The 25583-nt window shown below is 70.1% G+C and carries 27 protein-coding genes; 4 read left to right on the top strand and 23 right to left on the bottom strand.

The genetic code is table 11. The features are described from left to right. Positions 1–89: 89 nt before the first annotated feature. On the bottom strand, positions 90–1454 hold the full coding sequence (locus ABT137_RS12950) for an aspartate aminotransferase family protein (RefSeq protein ID WP_351706925.1): 1365 nt from the start codon (positions 1452–1454) through the stop codon (positions 90–92). A 2-nt stretch (positions 1455–1456) separates the two neighbouring features. After that, entirely contained in the window at positions 1457–1975 is a 519-nt protein-coding gene (locus tag ABT137_RS12945) for an Lrp/AsnC family transcriptional regulator (RefSeq protein WP_089098474.1), read from the bottom strand. Between the two features lie 165 nt (positions 1976–2140). Here ABT137_RS12945 and ABT137_RS12940 point away from each other — a divergent pair, with 165 nt between their 5' ends. After that, entirely contained in the window at positions 2141–3589 is a 1449-nt protein-coding gene (locus ABT137_RS12940) for a gamma-aminobutyraldehyde dehydrogenase (protein ID WP_351706922.1), read from the top strand. A 110-nt stretch (positions 3590–3699) separates the two neighbouring features. Here ABT137_RS12940 and ABT137_RS12935 read toward each other — a convergent pair whose 3' ends face one another. Then, a complete protein-coding gene (locus ABT137_RS12935; protein WP_351706919.1) occupies positions 3700–3858 on the bottom strand; it encodes a hypothetical protein in 159 nt (52 codons plus the stop codon). A gap of 33 nt (positions 3859–3891) precedes the next feature. Here ABT137_RS12935 and ABT137_RS12930 point away from each other — a divergent pair, with 33 nt between their 5' ends. The 3 genes from ABT137_RS12930 (at position 3892) to ABT137_RS12920 (ending at position 7041) form a co-directional block, all read left to right on the top strand. After that, entirely contained in the window at positions 3892–4473 is a 582-nt protein-coding gene (locus ABT137_RS12930; RefSeq protein ID WP_351706916.1) for a histidine kinase, read from the top strand. A gap of 86 nt (positions 4474–4559) precedes the next feature. Further along, positions 4560–5753, top strand: a complete 1194-nt coding sequence (locus ABT137_RS12925; protein ID WP_351706913.1) for a polyamine ABC transporter substrate-binding protein — start codon at positions 4560–4562, stop codon at positions 5751–5753. Between the two features lie 370 nt (positions 5754–6123). Beyond that, positions 6124–7041 (top strand): endo-beta-N-acetylglucosaminidase H, encoded by a 918-nt coding sequence (locus ABT137_RS12920; protein WP_351706910.1) that lies wholly within the window; start codon positions 6124–6126, stop codon positions 7039–7041. Positions 7042–7295: 254 nt separating this feature from the next. Here the strand turns inward: ABT137_RS12920 and catC are convergent, their stop codons facing one another. From catC to ABT137_RS12820, 20 genes are all read right to left on the bottom strand, one after another. Further along, entirely contained in the window at positions 7296–7574 is a 279-nt protein-coding gene (gene catC / locus ABT137_RS12915; RefSeq protein ID WP_351706907.1) for a muconolactone Delta-isomerase, read from the bottom strand. Between the two features lie 15 nt (positions 7575–7589). Then, entirely contained in the window at positions 7590–8447 is an 858-nt protein-coding gene (gene catA / locus ABT137_RS12910) for a catechol 1,2-dioxygenase (protein ID WP_351706904.1), read from the bottom strand. Positions 8448–8482: 35 nt separating this feature from the next. Then, complete coding sequence (locus tag ABT137_RS12905) at positions 8483–9586, bottom strand: mandelate racemase/muconate lactonizing enzyme family protein (protein WP_351706901.1); 1104 nt, start codon at positions 9584–9586, stop codon at positions 8483–8485. Next, on the bottom strand, positions 9583–10752 hold the full coding sequence (locus ABT137_RS12900; protein ID WP_351706898.1) for an amidase: 1170 nt from the start codon (positions 10750–10752) through the stop codon (positions 9583–9585). The genes ABT137_RS12905 and ABT137_RS12900 overlap by 4 nt, the downstream gene beginning before the upstream one ends. Then, a complete protein-coding gene (locus ABT137_RS12895) occupies positions 10749–11264 on the bottom strand; it encodes a flavin reductase (protein ID WP_351706895.1) in 516 nt (171 codons plus the stop codon). Before ABT137_RS12895 ends, ABT137_RS12900 begins: the two co-directional genes overlap by 4 nt. A gap of 38 nt (positions 11265–11302) precedes the next feature. Next, a complete protein-coding gene (locus tag ABT137_RS12890; RefSeq protein ID WP_351706892.1) occupies positions 11303–12274 on the bottom strand; it encodes a PDR/VanB family oxidoreductase in 972 nt (323 codons plus the stop codon). Positions 12275–12326: 52 nt separating this feature from the next. Next, positions 12327–13100, bottom strand: a complete 774-nt coding sequence (locus ABT137_RS12885) for an SDR family NAD(P)-dependent oxidoreductase (RefSeq protein WP_351706889.1) — start codon at positions 13098–13100, stop codon at positions 12327–12329. Further along, entirely contained in the window at positions 13097–13612 is a 516-nt protein-coding gene (locus ABT137_RS12880) for an aromatic-ring-hydroxylating dioxygenase subunit beta (protein ID WP_351706886.1), read from the bottom strand. Before ABT137_RS12880 ends, ABT137_RS12885 begins: the two co-directional genes overlap by 4 nt. Beyond that, a complete protein-coding gene (locus ABT137_RS12875; RefSeq protein ID WP_351706883.1) occupies positions 13602–14855 on the bottom strand; it encodes an aromatic ring-hydroxylating oxygenase subunit alpha in 1254 nt (417 codons plus the stop codon). The genes ABT137_RS12880 and ABT137_RS12875 overlap by 11 nt, the downstream gene beginning before the upstream one ends. After that, entirely contained in the window at positions 14852–15211 is a 360-nt protein-coding gene (locus tag ABT137_RS12870) for a hypothetical protein (protein WP_351706880.1), read from the bottom strand. Before ABT137_RS12870 ends, ABT137_RS12875 begins: the two co-directional genes overlap by 4 nt. A 36-nt stretch (positions 15212–15247) precedes the next feature. Further along, on the bottom strand, positions 15248–16357 hold the full coding sequence (locus tag ABT137_RS12865) for an acyl-CoA dehydrogenase family protein (RefSeq protein ID WP_351706877.1): 1110 nt from the start codon (positions 16355–16357) through the stop codon (positions 15248–15250). Between the two features lie 114 nt (positions 16358–16471). Continuing rightward, entirely contained in the window at positions 16472–17698 is a 1227-nt protein-coding gene (locus tag ABT137_RS12860) for a metal-dependent hydrolase family protein (protein WP_351706874.1), read from the bottom strand. Continuing rightward, positions 17698–19143, bottom strand: a complete 1446-nt coding sequence (locus tag ABT137_RS12855) for an ATP-binding protein (RefSeq protein ID WP_351706871.1) — start codon at positions 19141–19143, stop codon at positions 17698–17700. The genes ABT137_RS12860 and ABT137_RS12855 overlap by 1 nt, the downstream gene beginning before the upstream one ends. Then, complete coding sequence (locus ABT137_RS12850) at positions 19140–19742, bottom strand: response regulator transcription factor (RefSeq protein ID WP_351706868.1); 603 nt, start codon at positions 19740–19742, stop codon at positions 19140–19142. Before ABT137_RS12850 ends, ABT137_RS12855 begins: the two co-directional genes overlap by 4 nt. Position 19743: 1 nt before the next feature. Next, entirely contained in the window at positions 19744–20016 is a 273-nt protein-coding gene (locus ABT137_RS12845) for a hypothetical protein (protein WP_351706866.1), read from the bottom strand. Next, entirely contained in the window at positions 20013–20456 is a 444-nt protein-coding gene (locus ABT137_RS12840) for a nuclear transport factor 2 family protein (RefSeq protein WP_351706864.1), read from the bottom strand. Before ABT137_RS12840 ends, ABT137_RS12845 begins: the two co-directional genes overlap by 4 nt. Next, a complete protein-coding gene (locus tag ABT137_RS12835) occupies positions 20453–21280 on the bottom strand; it encodes an ATP-binding cassette domain-containing protein (protein ID WP_351706862.1) in 828 nt (275 codons plus the stop codon). The genes ABT137_RS12840 and ABT137_RS12835 overlap by 4 nt, the downstream gene beginning before the upstream one ends. Next, a complete protein-coding gene (locus ABT137_RS12830; RefSeq protein WP_351706859.1) occupies positions 21277–23070 on the bottom strand; it encodes an ATP-binding cassette domain-containing protein in 1794 nt (597 codons plus the stop codon). Before ABT137_RS12830 ends, ABT137_RS12835 begins: the two co-directional genes overlap by 4 nt. Continuing rightward, a complete protein-coding gene (locus ABT137_RS12825) occupies positions 23067–24008 on the bottom strand; it encodes an ABC transporter permease (RefSeq protein WP_351706856.1) in 942 nt (313 codons plus the stop codon). Before ABT137_RS12825 ends, ABT137_RS12830 begins: the two co-directional genes overlap by 4 nt. A gap of 39 nt (positions 24009–24047) precedes the next feature. Continuing rightward, complete coding sequence (locus ABT137_RS12820; protein ID WP_351706853.1) at positions 24048–25559, bottom strand: ABC transporter substrate-binding protein; 1512 nt, start codon at positions 25557–25559, stop codon at positions 24048–24050. Between the last annotated feature and the right edge of the window lie 24 nt (positions 25560–25583).

The following is a 25583-nucleotide window of genomic DNA, read 5'->3' as shown; positions in this document are numbered from 1 at the left end:
CGGAGCCCGGACAGCACGCGGCCCCGGGCCGCCGTTCTCACTCGAACGGGCGGCGCCGGGGCCGGATGATCAGACCGCTGATCCGACGATCAGAGCTTGGTCCACGCCTCCGTGAGGGTGGCGCGCAGGATCTGCTCGATCTCGTCGAAGGTCTCCTGGTTGGAGATCAGCGGCGGGGCGAGCTGGACGACCGGGTCGCCACGGTCGTCGGCACGGCAGTACAGGCCGTTCTCGAACAGGGCCTTCGAGAGGAAGCCGTACAGGACGCGCTCGGTCTCCTCGTCGTTGAAGGACTGCTTGGTCGCCTTGTCCTTGACCAGCTCGATGCCGTAGAAGAAGCCGTTGCCGCGGACGTCGCCGACGATCGGCAGGTCGTGCAGCTTCTGCAGGGTGGAGAGGAAGGCGCCCTCGTTGTCCAGGACGTGCTGGTTGAGGTTCTCGCGCTCGAACAGGTCGAGGTTGGCGAGGCCGACCGCCGCGGAGACCGGGTGGCCGCCGAAGGTGTAGCCGTGCAGGAAGGTGTTGTCGCCCTTGTAGAACGGCTCGGCGACGCGGTCGGAGACGATGCACGCGCCGATCGGGGAGTAGCCCGAGGTCATGCCCTTGGCGCAGGTGATCATGTCCGGGACGTAGCCGAACTTGTCACAGGCGAACATCGTGCCCAGGCGGCCGAAGGCGCAGATGACCTCGTCGGAGACCAGGAGCACGTCGTACTGGTCGCAGATCTCGCGCACGCGCTGGAAGTAGCCGGGCGGGGGCGGGAAGCAGCCGCCGGCGTTCTGGACCGGCTCCAGGAAGACCGCGGCGACGGTCTCGGGGCCCTCGAAGAGGATCTGCTGCTCGATCTGGTCGGCGGCCCAGCGGCCGAAGGCCTCCGGGTCGTCGCCGTGGATCGGGGCGCGGTAGATGTTGGTGTTCGGGACCTTGTGGGCACCGGGGACGAGGGGCTCGAAGGGAGCCTTGAGCGCCGGGAGGCCGGTGATCGACAGGGCGCCCTGCGGGGTGCCGTGGTAGGCGACCGCGCGGGAGATGACCTTGTACTTGGTCGGCTTGCCCTGCAGCTTGAAGTACTGCTTGGCGAGCTTCCAGGCGGTCTCGACGGCCTCGCCGCCGCCGGTGGTGAAGAAGACCTTGTTCAGGTCGCCCGGGGCGTGGTCGGCCAGCCGCTCCGCCAGCTCGACGGCCTTCGGGTGGGCGTACGACCACACCGGGAAGAACGCCAGCTCCTGGGCCTGCTTGAAGGCGGCCTCGGCGAGTTCGACGCGGCCGTGACCGGCCTGGACCACGAACAGACCGGCGAGACCGTCGAGGTAGCGCTTGCCCTTGTCGTCGTAGATGTAGGTGCCCTCGCCCCGGACGATGGTCGGGACGGGCGAGTTCTCGTACGAGGACATGCGGGTGAAGTGCATCCACAGGTGGTCGTACGCGGTGCGGCTGAGGTCCTTCTGGGTCACGGTTATCGGGTTCCCCACATGTAGGTCTGCTTCTTCAGCTTCAGGTAGACGAAGCTTTCGGTGGAGCGCACGCCGGGCAGCGCCCGGATGCGTTTGTTGATGACGTCCAGCAGGTGGTCGTCGTCCTCGCAGACGATCTCCGCGAGGATGTCGAACGAGCCCGCGGTCATCACCACGTACTCGACTTCCGACATGGCCGTCAGCGCGTCCGCTATCGACTCGACATCGCCCTCGACGTTGACGCCGACCATCGCCTGCCGGCGGAAGCCCACGGTGAGCGGGTCCGTGACGGCGACGATCTGCATGACGCCCTGGTCCAGCAGCTTCTGGACGCGCTGGCGCACGGCCGCCTCCGACAGGCCGACGGCCTTGCCGATCGCGGCGTACGGACGGCGGCCGTCCTCCTGGAGCTGCTGGATGATGGCGAGGGAAACGGCGTCCAACTGCGGGGTGCCGTTCCTGGACTCGCGGGACGAGTCCCTCTGGTCTGCGCTTCGACTGGCCACGACCTCACTGTGCACGACGTCTCGACGGTTCCGCAAGGCCGTATCGATGAAATTCGTTGTTTGAGGTGTCGTGGATTGCGGATTTCGCAGACGCGGCGGCCGTGGGGGTGTTGAAAACGTGGGATCTCGGATTACTGTGGGTGTCTCAGTCAATGGACACCCGAACTTGGAGGGCCGGCAGTGAGCACCGAGCTGCGTCGTCTGCGCAATTACATCGACGGTGAGTTCCGGGACGCCGCCGACGGACGGACCACCGAGGTGGTCAACCCGGCGACCGGCGAGGTGTACGCCACCGCCCCGCTGTCCGGCGAGGCCGACGTCGACGCGGCGATGGCGGCCGCGGCCGCCGCCTTCCCGGGCTGGCGCGACACCACGCCCGCCGAGCGGCAGAAGGCCCTGCTGAAGATCGCGGACGCGTTCGAGGAGCGGGCCGAGGAACTCATCGCGGCCGAGGTGGAGAACACGGGCAAGCCGACCGGGCTCACCCGCTCCGAGGAGATCCCGCCGATGGTCGACCAGATCCGGTTCTTCGCCGGTGCGGCCCGGATGCTGGAGGGCCGGTCGGCCGGCGAGTACATGGAGGGCATGACCTCCATCGTCCGCCGCGAGCCGGTCGGCGTCTGCGCCCAGGTCGCGCCGTGGAACTACCCGATGATGATGGCCGTGTGGAAGTTCGCCCCGGCCATCGCCGCGGGCAACACGGTGGTCCTGAAGCCGTCGGACACCACCCCGGCGTCGACCGTCCTGATGGCCGAGATCATCGGCGGGATCCTGCCGAAGGGCGTCTTCAACGTCGTCACGGGCGACCGCGACACGGGTCGTGCGATGGTCGAGCACCCGGTCCCGGCGATGGCCTCCATCACCGGTTCCGTGCGGGCCGGCATGCAGGTCGCCGAGTCCGCGTCCAAGGACCTCAAGCGGGTCCACCTGGAGCTGGGCGGCAAGGCGCCGGTCGTCGTCTTCGATGACCTCGACAGCGCAGCCATCGCCAAGGCCGTCGAGGACATCTCCGTCGCGGGCTTCTTCAACGCCGGCCAGGACTGTACGGCGGCGACCCGTGTCCTCGTCCAGGAGTCCATCCACGACGAGTTCGTGGCCGCGCTCGCGAAGGCCGCGGCCGAGACGAAGACCGGGCAGCCGGACGACGAGGACGTGCTGTTCGGGCCGTTGAACAACCCGAACCAGCTCAAGCAGGTCGCCGGTTTCATCGAGCGGCTCCCCGCCCACGCCAAGGTCGAGACCGGCGGGCAGCGGGTCGGTGACAAGGGGTACTTCTACGCGCCGACCGTCGTCTCCGGCCTCAAGCAGGACGACGAGATCATCCAGCGGGAGGTCTTCGGGCCGGTCATCACCGTCCAGTCCTTCACGGACGAGGACCAGGCCGTGGAGTGGGCCAACGGCGTCGAGTACGCGCTCGCGTCGTCCGTGTGGACGAAGGACCACGGGCGGGCGATGCGGATGTCCAAGAAGCTGGACTTCGGCTGCGTGTGGATCAACACGCACATTCCGCTGGTCGCGGAGATGCCGCACGGCGGGTTCAAGAAGTCCGGGTACGGCAAGGACCTGTCGGGGTACGGGTTCGAGGACTACACGCGGATCAAGCATGTGATGACGTCGCTGGACGCCTAGTCCTTTCGGAGGACAGGGGACGGGTACAACTGCGCGGCCCCGGACGGGAGTTCACCGTCCGGGGCCGCGCTGTTCCCCCTGTTTCCCCCGCTGTTTCCCCGCCGTGGTGGTCAGACGCTCTCGCCGGCACTGTTCAGCGAGGGCTTCGCGGATGTGCCGGCCGGGTTCGGGAAGGTGATGCCCACCTGCTGCAGGATCGGACCGCAGACCTTGACGGCCTTCTTGTAGCCGGACGCCGTCGGGTCGAACTCCCCCTTGGTGACCTTCACCTGAAGGACGACGCGTGGCTGCGTCCGACGAGGGTGTGGGTTCCGCTGCGGCGGCTGCACGGGCCGCGTACCCCGCTCACACTCCAGCAGACGATCGTGGACGTCGCCCTCGCCGATCCGGACCCCTCCGAGGCCGGGCTGCGCGCGGCCCTGCTGCGGGTGCGCGCGGCCGGACAGGAGCAGGAGCGGCTGATCGACGCGCTGTTGACGCCGGCGCGCAGCCAACGGGGGCTGGAGGCGAGGGAGTACGTCGATCTGGCGGCAGTCGTCCGGGGCCGGCTGCCGGGGCGCTCGGACACCGGGGCGCCGACGACCGCGTACCCGCGCGTCGAGGCCCGACTCGAATCCGCTCCCGTCCTCGGCGATCCGCAGCTCATCGAGCGCCTGGTCGCCAACCTCACCGACAGCGCCGTCCGGCACAACCTCCCGGCGGGGGAGCGGGGCTGGGTCAGCGTCTGGACCGGGCTCGACGCACAGGGATGTCCCGGCCTGCCTGACGGTGGAGGTCGGCCTGCCCCGGTACGCGGCACCCGCCGTCCCGGCCCCGGCGCCCGCCCTGGCCGGAGCCTCGCACCGGGCGCGCGGTGTGTGAACAGGCGGTTACTTCAGGGGTAACCGATCGACAAGGTGTCCGGTCCACGTTCGGGTGCTCGACGCAGCGTCGATTGTCCGATCACCGGCGTCGGCGGCATGCTTCGAGGGTGCCCCAGACCTCTCCTCGAACGCCCGCGCTCTCCCGCCGCTCCCTGCTGCGCGCGCTCGGCGGCACCGCCGCGCTCGGCGCGCTGGCGGGCTGCGGGGTGCCCGCCGCCTACGTCAAGGCCGGCGACCGCGCCGTGACCGACGTGTCCGCCACGGACCACCGGCTGGTCTTCGCGAACTGGCCGCTGTACATCGACGTGGACGACGACAACCCGAACAAGCGGCCCACCCTCGACGCCTTCGAGAAGCGCACCGGGATCTCCGTCGACTACATCGAGGAGATCAACGACAACGACGAGTTCTTCGGCAAGATCAGCCCGGCGCTGATGAACCATCAGTCCACCGGCCGCGACCTGATCGTCATCAGCGACTGGATGTGCGCGCGGTTCGTCCGCCTGGGCTGGGTCCAGAAGATGGACCGCGCCCACCAGCCGAACGTGGCGAAGTACCTGGACCCGCTGCTCCGCTCGCCCGCCTTCGACCGGGGCCGCCTCCACACCGTGCCGTGGCAGTCCGGCATCACCGGCATCGCCTACGACCGCAGGAAGCTCGGCCGCGAGATCCGGCACGTCAAGGACCTGTGGGCGAGCGACCTCAAGGGCCGGGTGACCCTGCTCTCCGGCCTCGACGAGGCGTTCGCGCTGCTCATGCAGGGCAACGGCGTGGACATCACCAAATGGACGGCCGACGACTTCTACACCGTCTGCGACGAGGTGCAGCAGCAGGTCGACCGGGGCCAGATCCGTCGCTTCACCGGCAACGACTACACGAAGGACCTGGTCAGCGGGGACGTCCTGGCCTGCCAGGCGTACTCCGGCGACGTCATCCAGCTCCAGGCCGACAACCCCGACATCCGCTTCGTCGTCCCCGAGGAAGGCGCGGAGCTCTGGTCGGACTCCCTGATGATCCCGGACCGCGCCGCCCACAAGACCAACGCGGAACGCCTCGTCGACTACTACTACGAGCCGGAGGTCGCCGCCGAACTGGCCGCCTGGGTCAACTACGTCTGCCCCGTCCCGGCCGCCCAGCAGGTCCTCGCCGACTCCAAGGACAAGGACACCGCGGCCCTCGCCGAGAACCCCCTGATCTTCCCGAACACGGCGATGCGCAAGCGGCTCGCGATCGCCCGGGACATCACGTCGACGGAACGGGTCGAGTTCGCCAAGCGGTGGAACAAGATCGTGGGGTTGTAGGGGGTCGGGCCGGTTGTTGTGACGAGGATTCTTGGTCGGCACAAAAGAGGGATGGTTGACACCGGTCAGACGTTCGATCCGCGAGGAGCGGAACCTGAGGTTTGCTGTCGAGGAACCGCTGACCGTTTGCTCCAGTGCTGCGGATCCGCGGCGTGCATGCCTGGTCCGTCCGCGCCGGCGCGGCAGCGCGGCGTTCTGGTAACTCCCTTGCCGGGACCAGGGTTACGGTGCGAAGTGCGTGCGTGGGAGTCGTGAAGAGTTCCCGCATGGTTCTGGGGAGTCGGTCACGGGAACGGAAAGATCCGGGGGGCTTTCTCGGCGCCCGCGAACAGGTCGGGCGCCGCTCCATGCGATGGGAGACCGATCAACGATGTTCACTCCGGTGCGGAGCAGAATACGGACGGCCGCGCTCGCGCTCTCGGCCATGACGGCCCTCGCCTTAGGCGCGACCGCCACGACCGGCGCGGCAGCGGCCCCCGCTCCCGCGAAACAGGGACCGACCTCGGTGGCGTACGTCGAGGTGAACAGCAACAGCATGCTGAACGTCGGCAAGTACACCCTCGCCAACGGCGGCGGCAACGTCTTCGACGTCGCCGTGATCTTCGCGGCGAACATCAACTACGACACGGGCACGAAGGCGGCGACCCTGTACTTCAACGAGAACGTGCAACGCGTCCTCGACAACGCCGCCACGCAGATACGGCCGTTGCAGCAGAAGGGCATCAAGGTCGTCCTCTCGGTGCTCGGCAACCACCAGGGCGCGGGCTTCGCCAACTTCCCGTCCCAGCAGGCGGCTTCGACGTTCGCGAAACAACTGTCGGACGCCGTGTCCACATACGGCCTCGACGGCATCGACTTCGACGACGAGTACGCCGATTACGGCAACAACGGCACCGGACAGCCCAACGCCAGCTCGTTCGTGTACCTGGTGTCGGCACTGCGTGCCAACATGCCGGACAAGATCATCAGCCTCTACAACATCGGCCCGGCCGCGTCGCGCCTGTCCTACGGCGGCGTCGACGTCTCGTCCAAGTTCGACTACGCCTGGAACCCGTACTACGGCACCTGGCAGGTCCCCGGCATCGCACTGCCCAAGTCGAAGCTGTCGCCGGCGGCCGTCGAGATCGGCGGAACCTCACAAAGCACGACCGCCAGCCTCGCCCGCCGCACGGTCAGTGAGGGGTACGGCGTCTATCTGACGTACAACCTCGACGGCGCCGATCGCAGCGCCGATGTCTCCGCGTTCACCAGGGAGCTGTACGGCAGTGACGCCCACTACACGCCGTAGGCCGACCACACTCCCCGGCGTCCGGTGTCCCCTCGGGGCGTGCTGCATCCCGTAGGGCCGCGCCTCGGGCAGGCCGCGCTTTCGACAACGATGTCGGAGGCGCGGTCGCCACAGGTACCGTGACCTGCGCTGTGCCAAAGTGCCAACCATCTCCCTGATTCTGCGCTTCCGGTCGCTGAACCTGGTTGGCATCAGCGCAGGTAACGAACGTCGCCCGATGTCAACTAGCAATCTTCGTCACAGCCGGTCGCCTCTCACCGGATGTCGGAGGGGTGCCGGGCCAGTGGTGTGACCGTGATGTCCATGTGGGGGAAGAGCGGCAGGCCCCACAGGATGTCGTTGAGGCGGTCGTTGTCGGTGACGTCGAAGATGCTGAGGTTCGCGTACTGACCGGCGCAGCGCCACAGGTGCAGCCACTCGCCGGAGCGCTGGAGGTGCTGCGCGTACTCCTGCTCGGCGGTGAGGGTCGCCGCCCGGACGTCGGTGTCCATGTCGGGTGGCAGGTTCACGGTCATCCGGACGGCGAAGAGCATGGGGACTCCCGGTGGTCAGAGGGCGGCGGGGGCGAGGGCGAAGTCGTAGGTGACCTCGTTGCCGCCGGTGCCGGACGGCCGCGGGTCGAGGACCAGTTCGGGCTTCACGGCGGAGGCCACGTCGGCCTCGAGGTAGGCGCCGTCCTTGAAGTAGAGCTGCGTGGTGAGGGTCTGGTGGCCGGGCGCCGACACCTTCAGATGCAGGTGGGCCGGGCGCCAGGCGTGCCAGCCGGCCGCGGCGATGAGCCGGCCGCAGGAGCCGTCGGTGGGGATCTGGTAGGGGGCGGGCTGGATCGTGGTCACCGCGAACCGGCCCTCGTCGTCGGTGACGATGCCGCCACGGAGGTTCCACTCGGGGATGCCGGGGGCGAACTGGGCGTAGAGCCCGTCGTCGTCGGCCTGCCACATCTCCAGCACGGCACCGGGGAGCGCCTGACCCGTGGCGTCGGTGACCTGCCCCTGGAAGACGAGCGGGGTGCCGGCCTCGCCGTCGCGCATCGGCAGGGTGGCCACGCTGGGCAGCGCCGGGGCGTCCGGCACGTAGTACGGCCCCTCGATGGTGCCCTTGCTGCCCTCACGGGACCCGGTGACCACCTCCTCGACGACGTGCTCCACCCACACGTCGAGGAAGAGCGGCCACTCGCCGTCCTGCCCGACGGAGATCAGCCACGACTTGAGGGCGTTGTACTCGTCGTACGTCACCTGGTGACGGCGGATGACGTCGTGCACGGCGGTGATGACCGCGGCGGCCAGGGTGTCGACGCGTGCGGTGTCGACGTCCTCGGCGGGCGTGCCGGTTTTGTCGGTCAGGAAGCGTTCGGTGGCCGAGGCTCCGGACGCGGCGGCGGTGGCTGTGGGAGTGGTTTCGGACATGGTGGGGCGGCTCCATTGCCTGGTGGTTGGTTGTTTCAGCGGTCCTGGCGGTAGCGGCCGAGCTTCTCCGGGTCGATCGCCACGCCGAGGCCGGGGCCGTCGGGCACGGCGAGCGTGCCGTCGGTGATGGCGATCGGTTCGGTGAGCAGGTCGCCGCTCATGTCCAGGAAGTTGGAGAGTTCGCCGGCGCGGCGGGACGAGGAGGCGTGGGCGGCGCCGAAGACGACCGTGCACACCGTGCCCAGCTGGCCGTCGATCTGGTTGCCCATCACCACCTCGGCGCCCAGGCCCTCGCACTGGAAGAGGACCCGCTGGGAGTGGGTGAATCCGGTGCGGGCGGTCTTGATGCTGATCGCGGTCGCGGCGCCGTCGAGCAGTGAGCGGGTCACCTCGGCCGGCGTGGTCGCGGACTCGTCGGCGACGAATGGCACGGGGCTCTGCCGGACCAGCCACCGGCGGCCGAGCACGTCGTCGGCGGGGCACAGCTCCTCGGCGAGGGTGATGCCGAGGCCGGCGAGCTCGCGCAGCGCCGCCGCTGACTCGGAGGCGGTCCAGCCGCGGTTGCCGTCCACGTACAACTCGGCCTCGGCACCGAGTACTTCGCGCAGGGCCCGGCACACGTCGAGGTCGAGCCGGGCGGGGCGGCGGCCGACCTTCACCTTGAAGACGGTGATGCCGTACGTGTCCCGCATCCGCTCGGCCTCGGCCGCCATCCGCTCGGGGGCGTCGAAACCGAGCATGTGCGCCACGCGCATCCGGTCGCTCCAGCCGCCGAGCAGGGTGGAGACGTTCAGGCCGAGAGCCTGTCCCGCGATGTCCCAGAGGGCCATGTCGATCGCGGACTTGGCCGCCGGGTTGCCGACCGTGCGGTGCAGCAGCGCGTGGACCTGTTCGCGGGCGAGGGCGTCCGTGCCGGTGAGCTGCGGGGCGAAGATCTTCTCGATCACGCCGGTCACGGACGCCTGTGTCTCGCCGTACGTGAACGGCCGGGGCGGGGCGTCGGCCACGCCGGTCAGGCCCTCGTCGGTGTGGACCCGGACGAGGACGTGTTCGGCGGTGTGCACCTCGCCGCTCGCGAAGCGCAGGGGCTTGGTGTAGGGGATCGCGTACGGGACGGTCTCGATCGCGGTGATCTTCACCGTACGGCCTCCTCGACGGCACGGGCCACGCCCAGCAGGCGCCCGACCCGGTCGGGGTGTCCGACGAGTTGCAGGCCGAGGGGCAGGCCCTGCGGGTCGCGGTGGCCGGGGACGGTGACCACGGGCAGGCCGAGCAGTTGCCAGGGGCGGCTGAGGAGGGGGTTGCCGGTGGCGGCCAGGCCCTTTGGCGCGGGACCGGGAGCGGCCGGGCCGAGGATCGCGTCGACGCGGGTGAGGAGGGCCAGGGCGGCGGTGCGTGCGGTGTGCGCCGTGGCGAGCGCGGCGCGGTACTCGCCGTCGGTGGTCCTGCGCCCGCGTTCGAGGAGTTCGTTCAGGTGCCGGCTCAGCGACTCCGGGCGCCCGGCCTCGGCGGCGAGGCTGCGGGCGGCCTCGTAGGCCATGACGACGGCGTGGGCGTCGGCCAGTTCCACGGTGCTGATGGGCAGTTCCGTGCCGTCGGCGCGCAGCGCGTGCCCGGTGTGCCGCACGGCGTCGAGCATCGACGGTTCGACGTCGGTGAGTTCGACGCCCTGCCATACCAACAGCCTCACGGAATCGATGCCTTCGGCGGTGGTGCCGTCGACGGCCTCGATCACCGTGGCCAGTTCCGAGACGCCGGGCGTGAGCAGACCCGGCGCGTCCAGGCTCGGGCTGAGCCCGGTGAAGCCCGCCGTGGACCAGGCGCCCACGGGGGCGACGTATCCGGCGACCCCGCAGAAGGAGGCCGGCCGGGTCAGCGAGCCGGCGGTCTGTGAGCCCAGGGCGAGGGGCACCACGCCGGCGGCGACGGCGGCGGCCGAGCCGCTGGAGGAGCCGCCCGGCGTGTGGGCGGGGTTGTGCGGGTTGCGGGTCGGGCCGGGCTGGAAGTAGGCGAACTCGGTGGTGACCGTCTTGCCCAGCGGCACGGCGCCCGCCCGGCGCAGCCGGTCCACGAGCCAGGCGTCGGCGGCGGCGATCCGGCCCCGGCGCAGGGGGGAGCCGCATTCGGTGGGCAGTCCGGCGACGTCGATGATGTCCTTCACCCCGAACGGCATGCCGTGCAGCGGCCCGGCGGGAGCGTTGAGCGCCCCCGCGCGGGCGCCCTCGGCGTCCACCCGTACCCAGGCGCGGATATCCGGTTCGGTCTGCTCCTGACGCCGCAGCGCTTCCTCGACGGCGGCGGTCACGACCGGGCGCCTTCCGGTACGAAAGGGTCGGCGTCGAGGCGGTGGAAGGCGCGGTTGAAGTAGACGAGGCTCTGGCCGCCGGAGCGGGTGCGGATCTGCTCGATCTCGACGAAGAGCACGCTGTGGGAGCCCGTCGGGACCGTGTGCTTGATCGTGCCGACCGCCGTGACCAGGGCGTTCTTGAGGACGGGAACGTCCTGGGTGCGGTCCCAGATGTCCCAGGTGAAGCGTTCGGCCATGGGCACCTTGGTGGCTCCGGCGAAGTGCAGGGCGAGCTCCTGCTGCTCCCCGCCGAGGACGTTGAGGCCGACGCGTCCGTTCGCCTTGAAGACGTCGTGCATGGCGCTGGAGCGGTTGACGCACACCAGGACGGTCGGCGGGGCGTCGGTGACCGAGCAGACGGCGCTGAGCGTGATGCCGCAGCGGCCGTTCGGGCCGTCGGTGGTCAGGATGTTCACGGCTGCCGGGAGGTGCGCCATCGCCTCGCGGAACTCGCTCTGGTCGGGGGTCACGGCGGTGCCGCTCCTCTCGTGGTTCGGTTCGGGCCGGCTCACCACAGCTCCACCACCAGCCGCGGCGACTTCGCCCGTGAGACGCAGGCGGCGATCTGGTCGCCTGCCGCCTTCTCCTTGGCGGACAGGCAGTGGTCGCGGTGGTCGGGTTCGCCCTCGATCACCCGGAGGACGCAGGTCCCGCAGATGCCCTCGCGGCAGGAGGTGTCCAGCGGGACGCCGTTCTCCTCCAGCACCTCGGCGATGCTCCTGCCGGGCGGGACCGGGTAGACCTCGCCGGTGTCGAGTTCGACCTCGAAGGAGGTGTCGCCGGACGGGTCCTGCGGGGAGTCCACCTGGAACAGCTCCGAGTGGATCCGCTCCTCCGGCAGGTCACGGGCGGCGAGTTCGCGGACGTACGTCATGAAGTCGTGCGGTCCGCAGGTGTAGACGTGGCTGTCCGCCCCCAGCCCCGTGAGCGCGGTGGCCAGTGCGTCGCGGGACGCCGGCCGGCCGAGCCCGAAGTACTGGACCACCCGGTCCGCGAAGGGCGACTCCTCCAGCAGCCCGGCGAAGGCCGCCTCCGCACGGCTCCGCGCCACGTAGTGCAGCGTGAACTCGGCTCTCCTGGCGTGCAGTTCGTACGCCATCGCCAGCAGCGGTGTGATCCCGATGCCCGCCGCCAGCAAGTGGTGCCGGGCCCCGTCCGTTGCGAGGCCGAACAGCTGCCGGGGTGCGCCGACGGTCAGCTCCGTGCCCGGTTCGGCCTTGTCGTGCAGGGCCTGGGAGCCACCGCGGGAGTCCGCCTCCCGTTTGACGGCGATGGTGTAGGCACCGGAGTCGTCCGGCGGGCCGCACAGGGAGTACGGGCGGGTTACCCCGGTGGGTCCGGTCACGTCGATGTGCGCGCCGGCCGAGTAGGGGGCGAGGGCGACGCCGTCGGAGCGGACGAGCCGGAGGACCTTGATCGTGTCGGTTTCGTCGTGGGTGTCGGTGACGGTGACGGTGACGGTGACGGTGACTGTGAACATCCGTCTGCCTTTGGGTGATTCGAGTGATTCGGGTGGGGAGCTGACGGCGCTGTCAGCGCATGTAGAGGCCGCCGTTGGCGTCCCAACAGGCGCCGGTGACCGCGTCCGCGTGGTCGGAGGCGAGCAGCACGGCCATGTCGGCGATGAACCGCGGACGGCCCAACCGCCTTACCGGAATGGACTCTTCGATGGCGGCGAGCTGCTCCGGCGGGACCATTGCGCGGACGATCGGCAGGTCCTGCGGGCCCGGCGAGATGGCGTTGACCGTCACTCCGGACGGGCCGAGTTCACGGGCGAACACCTTGGTGAGGGTGGCCACCCCGCCCTTGGCCGCCGCGTAGTGCGCGCCGGTCGCGGTGCCGCCGTTCTGGCCGGCGAGCGAGGCGATGTTGACGATGCGCCCGTAGCCGCGTCCGGCGAAGTAGGCGCCGAAGACCTGGCAGCCGAAGAAGGTGCCGTTGAGGTTGGTGGACACGACCTCGTCGAAGCTCTCCGGGCTGATCTCCATCAGCTTCTCGACCTTGGCGCGTCCGGCGTTGTTGACCAGGACGTGCACGGCGCCCCAGCGTTCGACGAGCTGGTCGCGGGCCCGGGCGAAGGCGTCCTTGTCGCGGACGTCCAGCGCGAGTCCGACGGCGTAACGGCCCTCCGGGTCGAGCTCGGCCGCCGCCTTCACGGCGGCCTCCTCGTCCAGGTCGGTCAGGGCGACGCAGTAGCCGCGGTCGTAGAGGCGTGCGGCGATGCAGGCGCCGAGGCCGCGGGCCGCGCCGGTCACCAGGGCGACGCGGCGGGGTTCCTCGTCGTGCGCGTGCGGGTGCGGGCTCACAGCAGGAACCCCGATGCCGTGACCGCGTCCTCGGAGTTGACCAGGCGCACGATCTTGCGGGCGATGCGCGGGCCGTCCGGGCCGGACACGATCCGGTGGGTGACGTCGGCGGCGAGGACGAAGGTCTCCTCACGCTTGTAGCCGACCAGGACCTGCGCCGAGCACAACTCGATCGCGTCCTCCTCACGGCCGGTCTCCACGAACCGGGACACCGTGCGGACCGTACGGGCGGCCGCCGCGGCGGAGATGGAGAACCCGCCGGTGAGGCGCTCGATGCGCATGCGACGCATCCGGTCGTCGTCATAGACGAGGTTGAGGCGGTCGGCGAAGTCGGTCGCCTCGCGGTCGATGGGGACGACGTACTCGCCGCCCTCGGCCCACAAGCCGTCCCACTCCTTGTAGCGGCGGCTGTCGAGGAGGTGGGCCTCGCGCCAGATCAGGGAGACGGCGGCGAGGGCGGTAGGGTCGTCCAGCGGGATTTCAACCGCCGTGCCGGCCACTTCAGTCGCCATCGGTCATCATCCTCTTCCACATGTCGTACGCCTCCCGCATCCCGGTCTCGTCGGTCGCGTGGGAGGTGGGCTGTCCTAGGTCGTTGGGCTTCTCCCGGCCCAGGCCCCGGTTGACCAGGATCGGCATGTCGACCCCGCCGGCCACACCGCGCTGGACGCGGTTCCACGCCTCGGCGTCGTCGGGGCTGCCGAAGCCGAAGGGGCCCTGGAAGTGCTCGTGGATGCGCAGCCGTTCGCGGTTGACGATCTCCGGGCCGCCGTCCAGGCCGAGCGCCACGTGCCGGATCTCCGTCTCGCCGACCGAGATCGGGCGCAGGACGCGGAAGAAGGACATCGACATGGCCACGTTCGGGAACAGGTTGAGGTTGAACCCGGCGCCGTGCAGGGAGCGGACGATCCGCCGCACCTTCTCCGGCGGCATGTCCTCGGACAGTTCCTGGACGATGTGGCTGAAGCGGTCCTGGAGTTTCTCGGTGCCGTCGTCGACGTCCAGGTCGGCGTGTTCGGCGACGGAGACGGAGACGCTGTGGCCGTTGCCCAGGGCGTGGGTGACCGCGGTCTCGTCGGTCATGATCGACAGCATGCTCGCGGTCTCCGCGTCGACCGAGGCCATCCACGAGCGGTGCACGATCGGGAAGTGGTACCAGTCGGTGGTGTTCTCCAGCTGGATCTTCCAGTTGCCGTCGAAGCGGAACCGGTGCTCGCCCTGCACCTTGATCGGGTAGCCCGCGCCCTGCTTCATGAAGCGGTCGATCCACAGCCGGGCCCCGCCGAGGAAGTCCTCCAGCGGCTCGATGTCCTCGGTGAAGCTGGCGAAGACCATGCCCCCGTACGAGCCGACCTTCAGGCGCTGCAGCGGCAGGTCCTTCTTCTCCACGACGTCCTCGTAGCCCTCGGGGTACGGGATGCCGCGCAGGCTGCCGTCCAGGCTGTACGACCAGGCGTGGTAGGGGCAGGTGAAGCCGTTGCCGTTGCCCTTGGGGGTCTCGCAGACGCTGGCGCCGCGGTGCCGGCAGCGGTTGAGCAGGACGTTGACGCCGCCCCGGCGGTCCCTGGTGACGATGACGGGACGGCGGCCGACCCAGGCCGTCTTGAAGTCGCCGGCCTTGGCGATCTCGCTCTCGTGGGCGACCCACACCCAGGTGCGGTGGAAGATGCGGTCCATCTCCCGTTCGAAGAGGGCCGGGTCGGTGTAGAGGCTGCCGGCGACGCGGTCGGACTCGACGAGCGGCGGGTTCGTCATCGGGTCACCTCCGGCTCGGGCAGTGGACGGCCGAGGCGGGCCTCGATCTTCATGTACCGCCACAGGCCGTGCTCGCCGACCTGGACGGTGCGGAAGAGGTTGCAGGCGGCGGCGACGGCCGGCTGGTCGACGACGTCGGCGAGGACGTAACAGGTCCACGGCCAGGAGTCGGACGGGCCGACCATGTGCTGGTCGTCGTCGATGGTGCCGAGGACGGTCACGCCGGGCAGTTCGTGCAGCTGGGTGAGCATGCTGGTGAAGCCGTCCCAGACCGACTTGCCCTGGCCGGTGGGCAGGTCGAAGAAGTTCTGGTTGACGCCGATGCAGAACAGCACCCGCAGTGGTGCGTCGGACATGGGTTCCCTGCCTTTCAGAGGCCTTGCGGAGGCCTGTCAGAGATAACCGGGGAAGGGCTGGACGCCCATGAGGACCGCGCCGGCGCCGTCGTACATGCCTTCCTGGAGGAAGGCGTGCTGCGGCACCACCGAGGCGTCGCGCAGGTAGCGCTGGAGGGGGCTGCCATCGGTGATGGCGCCGATGCCGCCGAGCTGGTAGGCGGCCCGGACGACCTCGAAGGAGGTCTTGGCGAGGTGCGCGGAGGCCAGGCGCAGTGAGCTCGCCTGCACGTCCGACGCCGGGTCGCCCGCCGCGACGGTCGCCCAGGCCTCCTCGGTGGCCTCGTAGAAGTAGGCACGCGCGGAGCGGAGTTGGGCCTCCGCCTGGCCCACTGCGATGCGGTAGGTGGCGCGTTCGGCGGGCTTGGGGGCGCCGGTGTAGCCGGAGCGGCCGCCCTGGGCGATGACGAGGTCAAGGGCGGCGCGGGCCACCCCGAGACCGACGACGGCCAGGACCTGGGCGGCGTAGGGGACGGTCGGGTAGTGGTAGAGGGGTTCGTCGACGGTCGGTTCGCCGCCGCGGACGAACGTCCACTCCTCGGGTACGACGGCCCCCTCGACCACCAGGTCGTGGCTGCCGGTGCCGCGCATGCCGATGACGTCCCAGTTCTCGGCGATCTCCACCTGCTCGGGCCGCAGTACGGCGGTCAGGGGCCGGCCGGCCTGGTTCTCACCCGCCTTGATGCCGACACCCAGGACGTCGGCGCCCTTGCAGCCGCTCGCGAACTTCCAGCGGCCCGAGACCCGGTAGCCGCCCTCGACGCGTGCGGCGGGCTGGACCGGGAACAGGCCGCCCGCGAAGGCGACATCGGGTCCGTCCGCATACAGCTCGGCCTGCGTGTCGAGCGGCAGGGCGGCCAGGTAGATCGCGGAGGATCCGAAGCTCGCGACCCAGCCGGCCGAGCCGTCGACCACCGATATCCGCTCGATGAGCCGGAGGAATTCGGCGGGCGGAAGTGCGTCGCCGCCGAAGCGCTTCGGAACGCCCGCCCGATAGATTCCCGCACGCTTGAATTCAGCGATCACATCCGGCGGGACGTGCCGCTTCTCCTCGAACTCGGCCCGTCGTCCGGCCACCAGCGCCAATAGCTGATCGAAATGCGCCATGAGGGATTCTCCTCGCATTGCCGGGCGGTTCTCTCGCCCGCCACACCATCACGCTATGCTCGGCAACCTGCTTCCCACCATGGGGAATTGACCGCGTCCGGTAGGGGAAATCCCCTATTTGCCGACGCCCAGAAGGTTCTTCCGCACCGTTCCCGACCTCGCCACCAGCACCACGTTCTCCGGCCGGCCGAGGACAGTGATGTCCTGCGACGGATCTCCGTCCACGACCACGAAGTCGGCCGACTTCCCGGCCTCCAGGGACCCCAGCTGCTCGTCGAGACCAAGGAGCCGGGCCGCGTTGAGCGTGCCCGCCGTGATCGCGTCGAGCGGATTCATCCCCAGTTCCACGAGGTACGACAGCTCCAGCAGGTTACGGGCGTGCGGAACGACTCCGGCGTCCGTGCCCAGGGCGATCGGGACACCGCGGGCGATCGCGTGCGCGATGTTCTCCTTGCTGATCCCGGACCAGCGGCTCTTCTTGCGGAAGTGGTAGTCGGGCATGGCGGCCCGGTCGAGCGGGGCGAAGACGGTGGACAGGGTCGGGACGAGGAACGCGCCCTGTTCCAGGGCCAGGTCGCACAGTTCGTCGGTGATTCCGTAGCCGTGCTCGATGCTGGTGACCCCGGCCTGGAGGGCGTTGCGGATACCGGCGGTGCCCTGGGCGTGCGCGGCGACCGGCTTCCCGCGGTGTCGTTTCGCCTCCTCGACGACGGCGCTCAGCTCGTCCCGGGTCAGTCCCTCGTCGTCGGGGTCGTCGTGCGGGCTGCCCATCCCGCCGGTGGCGCAGACCTTGACGAGGTCCGCGCCCGCGCGCAGCATCCGCCGGACCGCGATCCGGGCCTCGTCCGCGGTGTCGGCGATCTCGCCCAGGTACGGGGCGGCGTCGATCCCGCCGGGGAGTGTGCAGTCGGCGTGTCCGCCGGTGTGGCCGATCACCTTCACGGCGACCTGGAGCCGGGGGCCGTCGATCAGGCCCCGTTCCACGGCGGTGCGGTATCCGGCGGGCACGCCCCCGAGGTCGCGCATGGTCGTCACGCCCGCGTGCAGGGTGGCGCGCATCCGCTCGGCGATCTCGAACGTCTCCACCGTCGGGTCGGCGGCCAGTCCCGCGAGCAGGCCGCGCCCCGGGGTCATGCACAGGTGCACGTGGCAGTCGAAGAAGCCGGGCAGCAGGGTCCGGCCGCCCAGGTCGGTCTCCGTCGCCGCCGGGGCGGGCGGTGCGTCCGACGCGGGGCCCGCGTAGGCGATGACCCCGTCGTCGTCCACGACGAGGACGGCGTCGGGGATCGGGGCGGCTCCGGTTCCGTCGATGAGCGTGGCGTTGTGGTAGCGGGCGGGCATCACGGCTCCGTGGGTGACAGGTGGGTGGGGACGGCCGGCAGCGTGAACCGGAAGACCGAGCCGCGAGGCTCGTTCGCGTGGATGTCGATGGTGCCGCCGTGGCGGGTGATGATGCGGTGGCTGAGGGCGAGGCCGATACCGCTGCCGTTCTCCTTGGCGGTGAAGACGCCTTCGAAGATCCGCTCGTCGGGCGGCGGCCCGTGGCCCCGGTCGCGGACCGCGAGTTCGGCCCGGCCGTCCTCGGCGCGCCGGGTGGTGACCGTCACCGTGCGTTCGCTCTCCGGCAGGCGGGCCATCTCGTCCACCGCGTTGAAGGCGAGGTTCATCACGACCTGCCCGATGAGCACGTTCTCGCAGCGCACCGGCAGCGGCTCGGCGGTGAGGTCGAACTCGACGGTCACCGCGTGCTCCTGGGCCCGCAGTTCGACGAAGTACGCGCAGTCCCGCACGATCGCGTTGAGGTCGGTCAGCTGCTCCGACTGCTCCAGGCGGCCGACGTACTGGCGCAGGCTGGTCAGGATCCGCCGGGCCCGGTCGATCTGCCGGACGGCGTTGTCCAGCCCCCAGAGCACGGACTCCTGGTCGGCGCCGAGCCGGCCGCGCGTTCCCTCGACGAAGTTGTAGGCGGCCGCCAGCGGTTGGCTGACCTCGTGGGCGATCGCCATCGCCATGTCGCCCATGGCGTTGTAGCGGGCCAGGTGGTCGAGGTGCTGGGTGTCGCGTCGGTGCCGCTCCTCGGCACGGACCCGGTCGGTGATGTCGTAGAAGAGAAGCATCCGGCCGCGCAGGTCGCTCTCGATCTCGATGTGCTGGCAGGTCGCGGCATACCAGCGGGGCGTCGCGCCGGGTGCGGCGAACCGGTAGCGGCCCTCGCGCTCGGGGACGCGTCCGTCGCAGCAGTAGATGCCGAAGTCGGCCCCGTCGAGACCGCCGTCGAGCAGTCTGGTCGCGGACTCGCTGGCGAAGAGCACGCGGTCCGCGTCGTCGAGGACGACGATCCCCTCGGCCAGGCCGCCGAGGAAGGCACGCAGCCGGTGCTCGGTGCGGAACAGATCGCGCTGGACCGCCTTCTCCTCGGCGATGTCCCGGAACTGGACCATCACCGCCGTCCGCGCCGCCAGTTCGACCCGGATCGCGATCGCCTCGGTGAGGATCTCCTCGCCGCTCTTGGCGCGGTAGCACCACTCGGTGGTACTGACTCCGTGCTCGACCGCGCGGCCCAGCCAGCGGTGGCCGAGTTCGCGGCTGTACTGGCGGGCGTTCTTGCTCATGTCCGGCGCTTTGAGGGGCCTCAGCTCGTCGACGGTCCAGCCGAGCAGGTCACAGGCGGCCTGGTTGGCCCAGAGGATGTCGAAGGTGCGGGCGTCGTGCAGCAGGACGCAGTACTTGAGGGCATCGGTCAGTTCACGGAAGTCGGCCGGCGCGAGCCCCTCCTCCGGGATCACCGGGCGTCCAGCCGCAGCACGTCCCGGACCAGGGCGGCCATGCTCTCCGCGCCGGTCTTCTCCCGGATGCGGGCCCGGTGTACGTCGACCGTCTTGGCGCTGATGCCGAGCCGGCCTGCGATCTGCTTGTTCGGCACGCCCTCGACGGACAGGGCGAGCACGTCCCGCTCCCGTGCGGTCAGGGTGTCCAGTCTGGCGTGCAGCTCGCCGCGCCGGGCTGCGCGGGTGAAGCGCTCGCGGGCGGTGCGCCGTGCGGCCTGGACCACGTCGAGCAGGTGCTGGGGGTCGTACGGCTTCTCCAGGAAGTCGACGGCGCCGTTCTGCAGGGCGCGGACGGACATCCGGATGTCGCCGTGCGCGGAGACGAAGACGACCGACAGCGGCGACCCCGTCCCGTTGAGGAGCTGCTGGACGTCGAAGCCGCTGAGTTCGGGCATGCGGACGTCCAGGACCAGGCAGGCCGGCCGGGCGCGGTCGTAGGACCGCAGAAAGGTCCGGGCGTCCTGGAAACGCTCCGAGCGGATACCGACCGACTCCAGGAGCCAGGCGAGCGACGCGCTCAGCTCCTCGTCGTCGTCGACGATGTACACGAGGCACATCTCAGCCGTCCCAGTCCGCCCGCGCGGTCCAGTACTCGCTGCCGTCGGCGCTGACGCCGCGCCGCCACTCGGTGGTGCGGCGCAGGCCGGGTTCGACACGGGCGGTCGCCGCGTCGGCGCCGGCCGGCCCGTCCTCGTCGACCGTCCAGTGGACCCAGTTGACCTCCCGGCCGGTGTGGTCGTGGGTGAACAGGTCGACGTGGTGCCAGCCGTAGCCGTGCGTGTCGGCGTAGCAGGTCAGGAGCATGGTGCGGTTGTTCGTCGCGGTGGTCATCGCTCCTCCGGCAGCGGTGCGGTGAAGAGTCGTTCGGTACGGAAGACGGAGATACGGGGGCGGTCCCGGGCGAGACGGAAGGTCACGTCGAGACGTGCCACCGTCATTTCGGCGTCGCCGGACTCGTACCGCGACAGCTGCTGCATGAGCCAGCTGCCGTGCGCGGTGTCGCCGTCGCCGTCCACCGTGCCGGGGAACAGCAGGTGGACGTTGGTGCGGAAGTGCGGTCTCGGCGGCAGATAGCCCGACAGCATCGAGACGATCGCCGCGCGGCCCTCGGTGCGGCCGAACTTCTCGGCGTAGGCACCGCCGCCGCCCTCCCAGACCGCGTCCTCGGTGAACAAGTCCCCCAGGTCACCCGGATCGCCCGCCACCCGCGCCGGCACGTCGCACAGCGCGAGGTAGCGGGTCAGGGTGTCCACCACGTCGGTGCCCGTCACGAGGCGGCCGGCTTCAGGCGTTCGGCCCGGCGCCGCGCCTGCCGCTCCGGGTCCGGCACCGGAGCGGCGAGCAGCAGCCGCTTGGTGTAGGGGTGTTCGGGGCGCTCGGTGACCTGGGCCGCGTCGCCGGCCTCGACGATCTCGCCGCGGTAGAGCACGGCCACCCGGTGGCTGATGTGCCGTACGACGGACAGGTCGTGGGTGACGAAGAGGTACGCCACGCCCGTCGTCTCCTGGATCTCGATGAACAGGTCCAGGACCCGGGCCTGGGTGGTCAGGTCGAGGGCGCTGACCGGTTCGTCGCAGACGATCAGCTTGGGGTCGCGGCACAGGGCGCGGGCGATGGCGATGCGCTGGCGCTGGCCGCCGGAGAACTCGCGGGGCAGCCGGCGGGCCGCGTCCTGCGGGAGGTACACGTGATCGAGCAGCTTCTGCACCCGGCGTTCCGCCTCGGCGCGGGCCACTCCGGTCACCTGCAGCGGTTCGGTGAGGATGTCCATGACCGTCATGGCCGGGTTCAGCGAGGTGTAGGGGTCCTGGAACACGACCTGGATGTCCTTGCCGAGTTCCCGTCGCTCCCGCTTGCCGAGCCGGGATATCGGGTTGCCCTGGTAGCGGATCTCGCCGCCGGTGACGGGGGCGAGGCCGAGGACCGCCCGGCCCAGGGTGGTCTTGCCCGACCCGGACTCGCCGACCAGGCCGAGCGTCTCGCCGGGCGCGATGGACAGGGAGACGCCGTGCAGGACGGGGAACGGCTTTCTGCCACGGCCCTTGCCCGGGTACTCCACGACGACGTCGTCGACTTCGAGCAGCGGGGAGGTCATGACGTCATCTCCTTGAGGGACTTGAGGGGCTTGAGGGGCTTGAGGGGCTTGGTGGGAACGCCCAGGGCACCGCGGGCGGGGCCGCCTTCGAGCGTCGAGTCGAGGAGCATCCGCGTGTAGGCGTGCTCGGGCGACGCGAAGATCTGCCCTGCCGGGGCGGTCTCGACGATGCGTCCCTGCTGCATGACGGTGACCCGGTCGCAGATGTCGGCGACGACACCGAAGTCGTGGGTGACCAGGATCATCCCCATCTCGCGCTCCTGCTGGAGCGAGCGCATCAGGTCGAGCACCTCGGCCTGGACGGTGACGTCGAGCGCGGTGGTCGGTTCGTCGGCGATCAGCAGCTCGGGGTCGCAGGAGACGGCGCCGGCGATGAGGACGCGCTGGGCCATGCCTCCGGATATCTGGTGCGGGTAGGACGTGAACACCCGCTCGGGGTCCGGGATGCCGACCCGGGCGAGGAGCTCGAGCGCCTTGGTGCGGGCTTCGGCCCGGGACAGCCCGAGGTGCTTGCGCATGGGCTCCACGAGCTGGAAGCCGATGCGGAAGCAGGGATCCAGGTTGGACATGGGCTCCTGCGGGATGTAGCCGATGCCGCGCCCGCGCAGCGCGTTGATCGCGGCGAGGTCCAGGCTCAGCAGTTCCTTCCCGTCGAAGACGAGCCGGTCGGCCGTCACGTCCGCCTCGTACGGGAGCAGTCCGAGGACGGAGAACGCGGTCTGGCTCTTGCCGGAGCCCGACTCTCCCACCAGGCCGAGGACCTCGCCGCGCGAGACGGTGAGGCTCACCCCGTCGACGACGGTCTTCTCGCCGTAGACGACCCGCAGGTTTTCCACGGTGAGCAGCCGGTCGGGCGAGGGCGCGGCGGCAGGGGCGGCCTCGCGGGGCGCGGTCCTGGGGGGCGCGGCCTTGCGGCGTACCACCGCTCCCCGGGGCTGGGAGGTGCCGAGCGCATCGCGCACCGCGTTGCCGAGCAGGCTTGACGACAGGATGGTCAGGCCCATGGCGAGGCCGGGCCACACCAGGAGCATGGGCTCGTTGTAGACGTTGGTGAAGGCGTCGTTGAGCATCGCGCCCCAGCTGGCCTGGGAGGCCTTGCCCAGGCCGAGGAAGGCGAGGCCGGCCTGGATGCCGATGGCCAGGGCGAACACCTGGGTGGCCTGGATGACGGACGGCGCGACGACCACGGGCAGGATGTGCCGGCGCATGATGCGCGCGTCGCCGAGTCCGGAGACGCGGGCGGCGTCGACGTAGAGCTCCTCGCGGACCGCGAGCACGGAGGCGCGGATGAGGCGGAAGACCATCGGCGCCATGATCACCCCGAGCACGGCCATGGCGACGTTGAGGTCCTGCGAGACGGCCGCCATGACCACGAGCATCACGATGATCGCGGGTACGGCCATGATGACATTGACGATCCAGCCGGCCACGGCGTCGAACCAGCCCCGGTAGAAGCCGCTGACCAGGCCGAGCGGTGCACCGACCGCGAAGGCGACGAGGACGGCGATGGTGCCGCCGACTAGGCTGGTGCGGCCGCCGTAGAGCAGGCGGGCCAGGACGTCGCGGCCGACGCCGTCGCCGCCGAGCGGGTGGGCGCCCGACAGGGGGGCCAGGGTGTCGGCGAGGACGCTGCGGGCGGGGTCGTGGTCGGTGAGCAGCGGGGCGGCGATGCTCGCCGCGATCACCAGGCCCAGGATGACCAGACAGACGACGGCGACCGGGTCGCGCAGCGCGCGGCGCAGCAGACCGTCCCGCCGCGGGAGGGCGGTCGGGGTCTCCACGGCGGTCATGAGACACGTACCTTCGGGTTGAGCCAGCCGTACGCGATGTCCAGCAGCAGGTTGACGGCGACGACGATCACGACGGTGACCACGACCGTGCCGAGCAGCACGGGGGCGTCGCCGCGGACGGCGGCCGAGTTGGCGAGGGTGCCGATGCCCGGCAGGCCGAACACCTTCTCCACGACGACGGCTCCGCCGATCAGGCCGATGAACTGCAGGGCGAGCACGGTCAGGGCGGGCGGGGCCGCGTTGCGCAGGGCGTGCCGGAACACCACGCTGCGGGTGGTGAGGCCCCGGGCGCGCAGGGTGCGGACGAAGTCGGCGCGCAGGACGTCGATCAGGGCGCCGCGCACCTGCATGGCGGTGGCCGCGGTGGCGGCGACGGCCAGGGACAGGGCGGGCAGGGTGATGGACCGCAGCCAGTCGCCGGGTGAGTCGCCGAGGGCGACGTAGCCGGTGGCCGGCAGCCAGCCGAGCTGCACGGCCAGGGTGACGGCGAGGACCAGGGCGATCAGGAAGCTGGGTACCGCGGTGCCGAGCACCGCGGCGAACTGCACCACGCGGTCGATCCAGCCGCCGCGCAGGGCCGCCGCGGTGCCCAGCGCCACGCTGAGCACCGCTGCGACGAGCATTCCGGCGAGCACGATGGAGAGAGTCACCGGCAGGGTGTCCGTCAAGGACTGGTTCACCGAGTCACCGCTGAACCACGAGGTGCCCAGATTTCCCTGCGCCGCCTGTTCGATCCAGTGCCAGTAGCGCTCCACCAGGGGCTGGTCGAGGCCGAGTTCATGGCTCTTGGCGGCCACCGCCGACTGCGTGGCGGTCTCCCCCAGGATGTTACGGGCGACGTCGGTGCCGGTGAGGCTGAGCAGCAGGAACGTCACGGTGGCCACGACGACCACCAGGACGGCGCCGGCGGCGATGCGCCTCAGCAAGAAGACGAGCACAGTCGGTTCCTCCTTCCGTGTGCCGGAACGTACCGGCGGCTACTGCCCGGCCGCCGGGGAGTAGTTGTAGACGGGCGGGTACTGGGAGCCGGGCTGCGGGGTCACCTTGACGTCCTTGGAGGTGGCGTACGCGTAGGTGATCACGTTCCAGGGGGCGTCCCAGGCCTGGTCCACGACGTAGGTGTTGAGCTCGCCGAAGAGCTTCTCCCGCTCGGCTCCGGTCGACCGACCGATGCGCGAGATGAGGTCGTCGGACTTCGCGTCCCCGTACTTGAAGGGGTTCCAGGTCGACGTCTTCGTCAGCTGCAGCTGGACCTTGTCCCAGGCGTTGGCCGCGCCGAGCTTGAAGTACGACATCGCGTACTTGCCGGAGAGGATGGAGCTGAAGATCTGGTCGCCGGGCACGTTGTCCAGCTTGACCTTGATGCCGATGTCCTCCAGCGCCTGGTCGAGGGCGGCCTGCTCCTGCGGAAAGAACGAGGACAGGTCCGGCATGGTGACCGTGAAGCCGTTCGGGTAGCCGGCCTCCGCCAGCAGCTGCTTCGCCTTCGCGGGATCGTACGAGTACGTGTTGTCCAGGTCGGACGAGTAGCCGTCCTCACCCTTGGCGAACAGCTGCGTGGTGGCCGTGCCCAGCCCGGTCTTGGCCGACTTGATGATGGCCTGCTTGTCGAAGGCGTGGTTGAGCGCCTGCCGGACCTTCACCTTGCCCAGGGCGGGCACCTTCTTGCCGGCCCGGTCCCAGATGAACAGGCCCTCGACGTCGCCGGACTGGTACGTGATCACGTTCAGGCCTCGGCCCTTGACGGTCTTGACCCGGTTCAGGTTGACGGTGCCGCCGTTGACCTGACCGGACAGCAGCGCGTTGGTCCGCGCGGTCGGGTCCGACATGTACTTGATGACGATCTTGTCGTAGGGGAACGCTTTGGCGTTCCAGTAGTCCGCGTTGCGCGTGTAGGTGTAGGTCTGGCCGGCGATGGTGGCCGAGGTGTCCAGCTTGTACGGGCCCGAGCCGACCGGGGTCTTCGGGTCGGTGAGCGCCTTGGGGCTGACGATCATGCCGGAGACCTGGCCCAGTGCGGGCAGCAGGGACGCACTGGGATGACTCAGCTTGATCGCCACGGTGTGGGAGTCGATGACGTCGACACCGGTGATGTCCTTGATCTCGCCGGCGGCCGAGGCGGTGCCACTCCTGGTGTGCAGCAGGTTCTGCTTGACGGCTTGTGCGTCGAGCGCGGTGCCGTCGGTGAACTTCACGCCGCTGCGCAGCTTCAGCGTCAGGGTCGTCTGGGGTTTGTCGTACGACCAGGACGCGGCCAGGTTGGGGGTGGCGTCCCCCGTGCCGTCCAGCCGGACCAGCGTGTCGTAGACGGGCTGGTAGTACTGGGCCTCGGGGCCCATGCTGGCCTTGGCCAGGTCCCACGGCGTGGCCGTGACCGACTCGGCGAGGGTCAACGTCTTGCTGCCGCCGGAGGCCTGGGTGCCGCCGCCACAGGCGGTCACCGACGCCGTCAGAAGTCCGGCGCCGACCAACACCAATGTCTTGCGCATGATCTCTCCACTTGTCTCATCCCT

It is taken from the genome of Streptomyces sp. NPDC001980 (assembly GCF_040296885.1).
Classification (GTDB): domain Bacteria; phylum Actinomycetota; class Actinomycetes; order Streptomycetales; family Streptomycetaceae; genus Streptomyces.
Note: the sequence above shows the minus strand (reverse complement) of the source record. Positions and strands in the feature narration are given on the sequence as shown.

Excerpts from the sequence above, each read along its gene's own strand:
- ABT137_RS12845 (WP_351706866.1), bottom strand. The coding sequence starts at position 20,016 with ATGACCACCGCGACGAACAACCGCACCATGCTCCTGACCTGCTACGCC.
- ABT137_RS12880 (WP_351706886.1), bottom strand. The coding sequence starts at position 13,612 with ATGGCGACTGAAGTGGCCGGCACGGCGGTTGAAATCCCGCTGGACGAC.
- ABT137_RS12875 (WP_351706883.1), bottom strand. The coding sequence starts at position 14,855 with ATGACGAACCCGCCGCTCGTCGAGTCCGACCGCGTCGCCGGCAGCCTC.
- ABT137_RS12870 (WP_351706880.1), bottom strand. The coding sequence starts at position 15,211 with ATGTCCGACGCACCACTGCGGGTGCTGTTCTGCATCGGCGTCAACCAG.
- catC (WP_351706907.1), bottom strand. The coding sequence starts at position 7,574 with ATGCTCTTCGCCGTCCGGATGACCGTGAACCTGCCACCCGACATGGAC.
- ABT137_RS12920 (WP_351706910.1), top strand. The coding sequence starts at position 6,124 with ATGTTCACTCCGGTGCGGAGCAGAATACGGACGGCCGCGCTCGCGCTC.
- ABT137_RS12830 (WP_351706859.1), bottom strand. The coding sequence starts at position 23,070 with ATGACCGCCGTGGAGACCCCGACCGCCCTCCCGCGGCGGGACGGTCTG.
- ABT137_RS12860 (WP_351706874.1), bottom strand. The coding sequence starts at position 17,698 with ATGCCCGCCCGCTACCACAACGCCACGCTCATCGACGGAACCGGAGCC.
- ABT137_RS12865 (WP_351706877.1), bottom strand. The coding sequence starts at position 16,357 with ATGGCGCATTTCGATCAGCTATTGGCGCTGGTGGCCGGACGACGGGCC.
- catA (WP_351706904.1), bottom strand. The coding sequence starts at position 8,447 with ATGTCCGAAACCACTCCCACAGCCACCGCCGCCGCGTCCGGAGCCTCG.
- ABT137_RS12820 (WP_351706853.1), bottom strand. The coding sequence starts at position 25,559 with ATGCGCAAGACATTGGTGTTGGTCGGCGCCGGACTTCTGACGGCGTCG.
- ABT137_RS12835 (WP_351706862.1), bottom strand. The coding sequence starts at position 21,280 with ATGACCTCCCCGCTGCTCGAAGTCGACGACGTCGTCGTGGAGTACCCG.
- ABT137_RS12890 (WP_351706892.1), bottom strand. The coding sequence starts at position 12,274 with ATGTTCACAGTCACCGTCACCGTCACCGTCACCGTCACCGACACCCAC.
- ABT137_RS12850 (WP_351706868.1), bottom strand. The coding sequence starts at position 19,742 with ATGTGCCTCGTGTACATCGTCGACGACGACGAGGAGCTGAGCGCGTCG.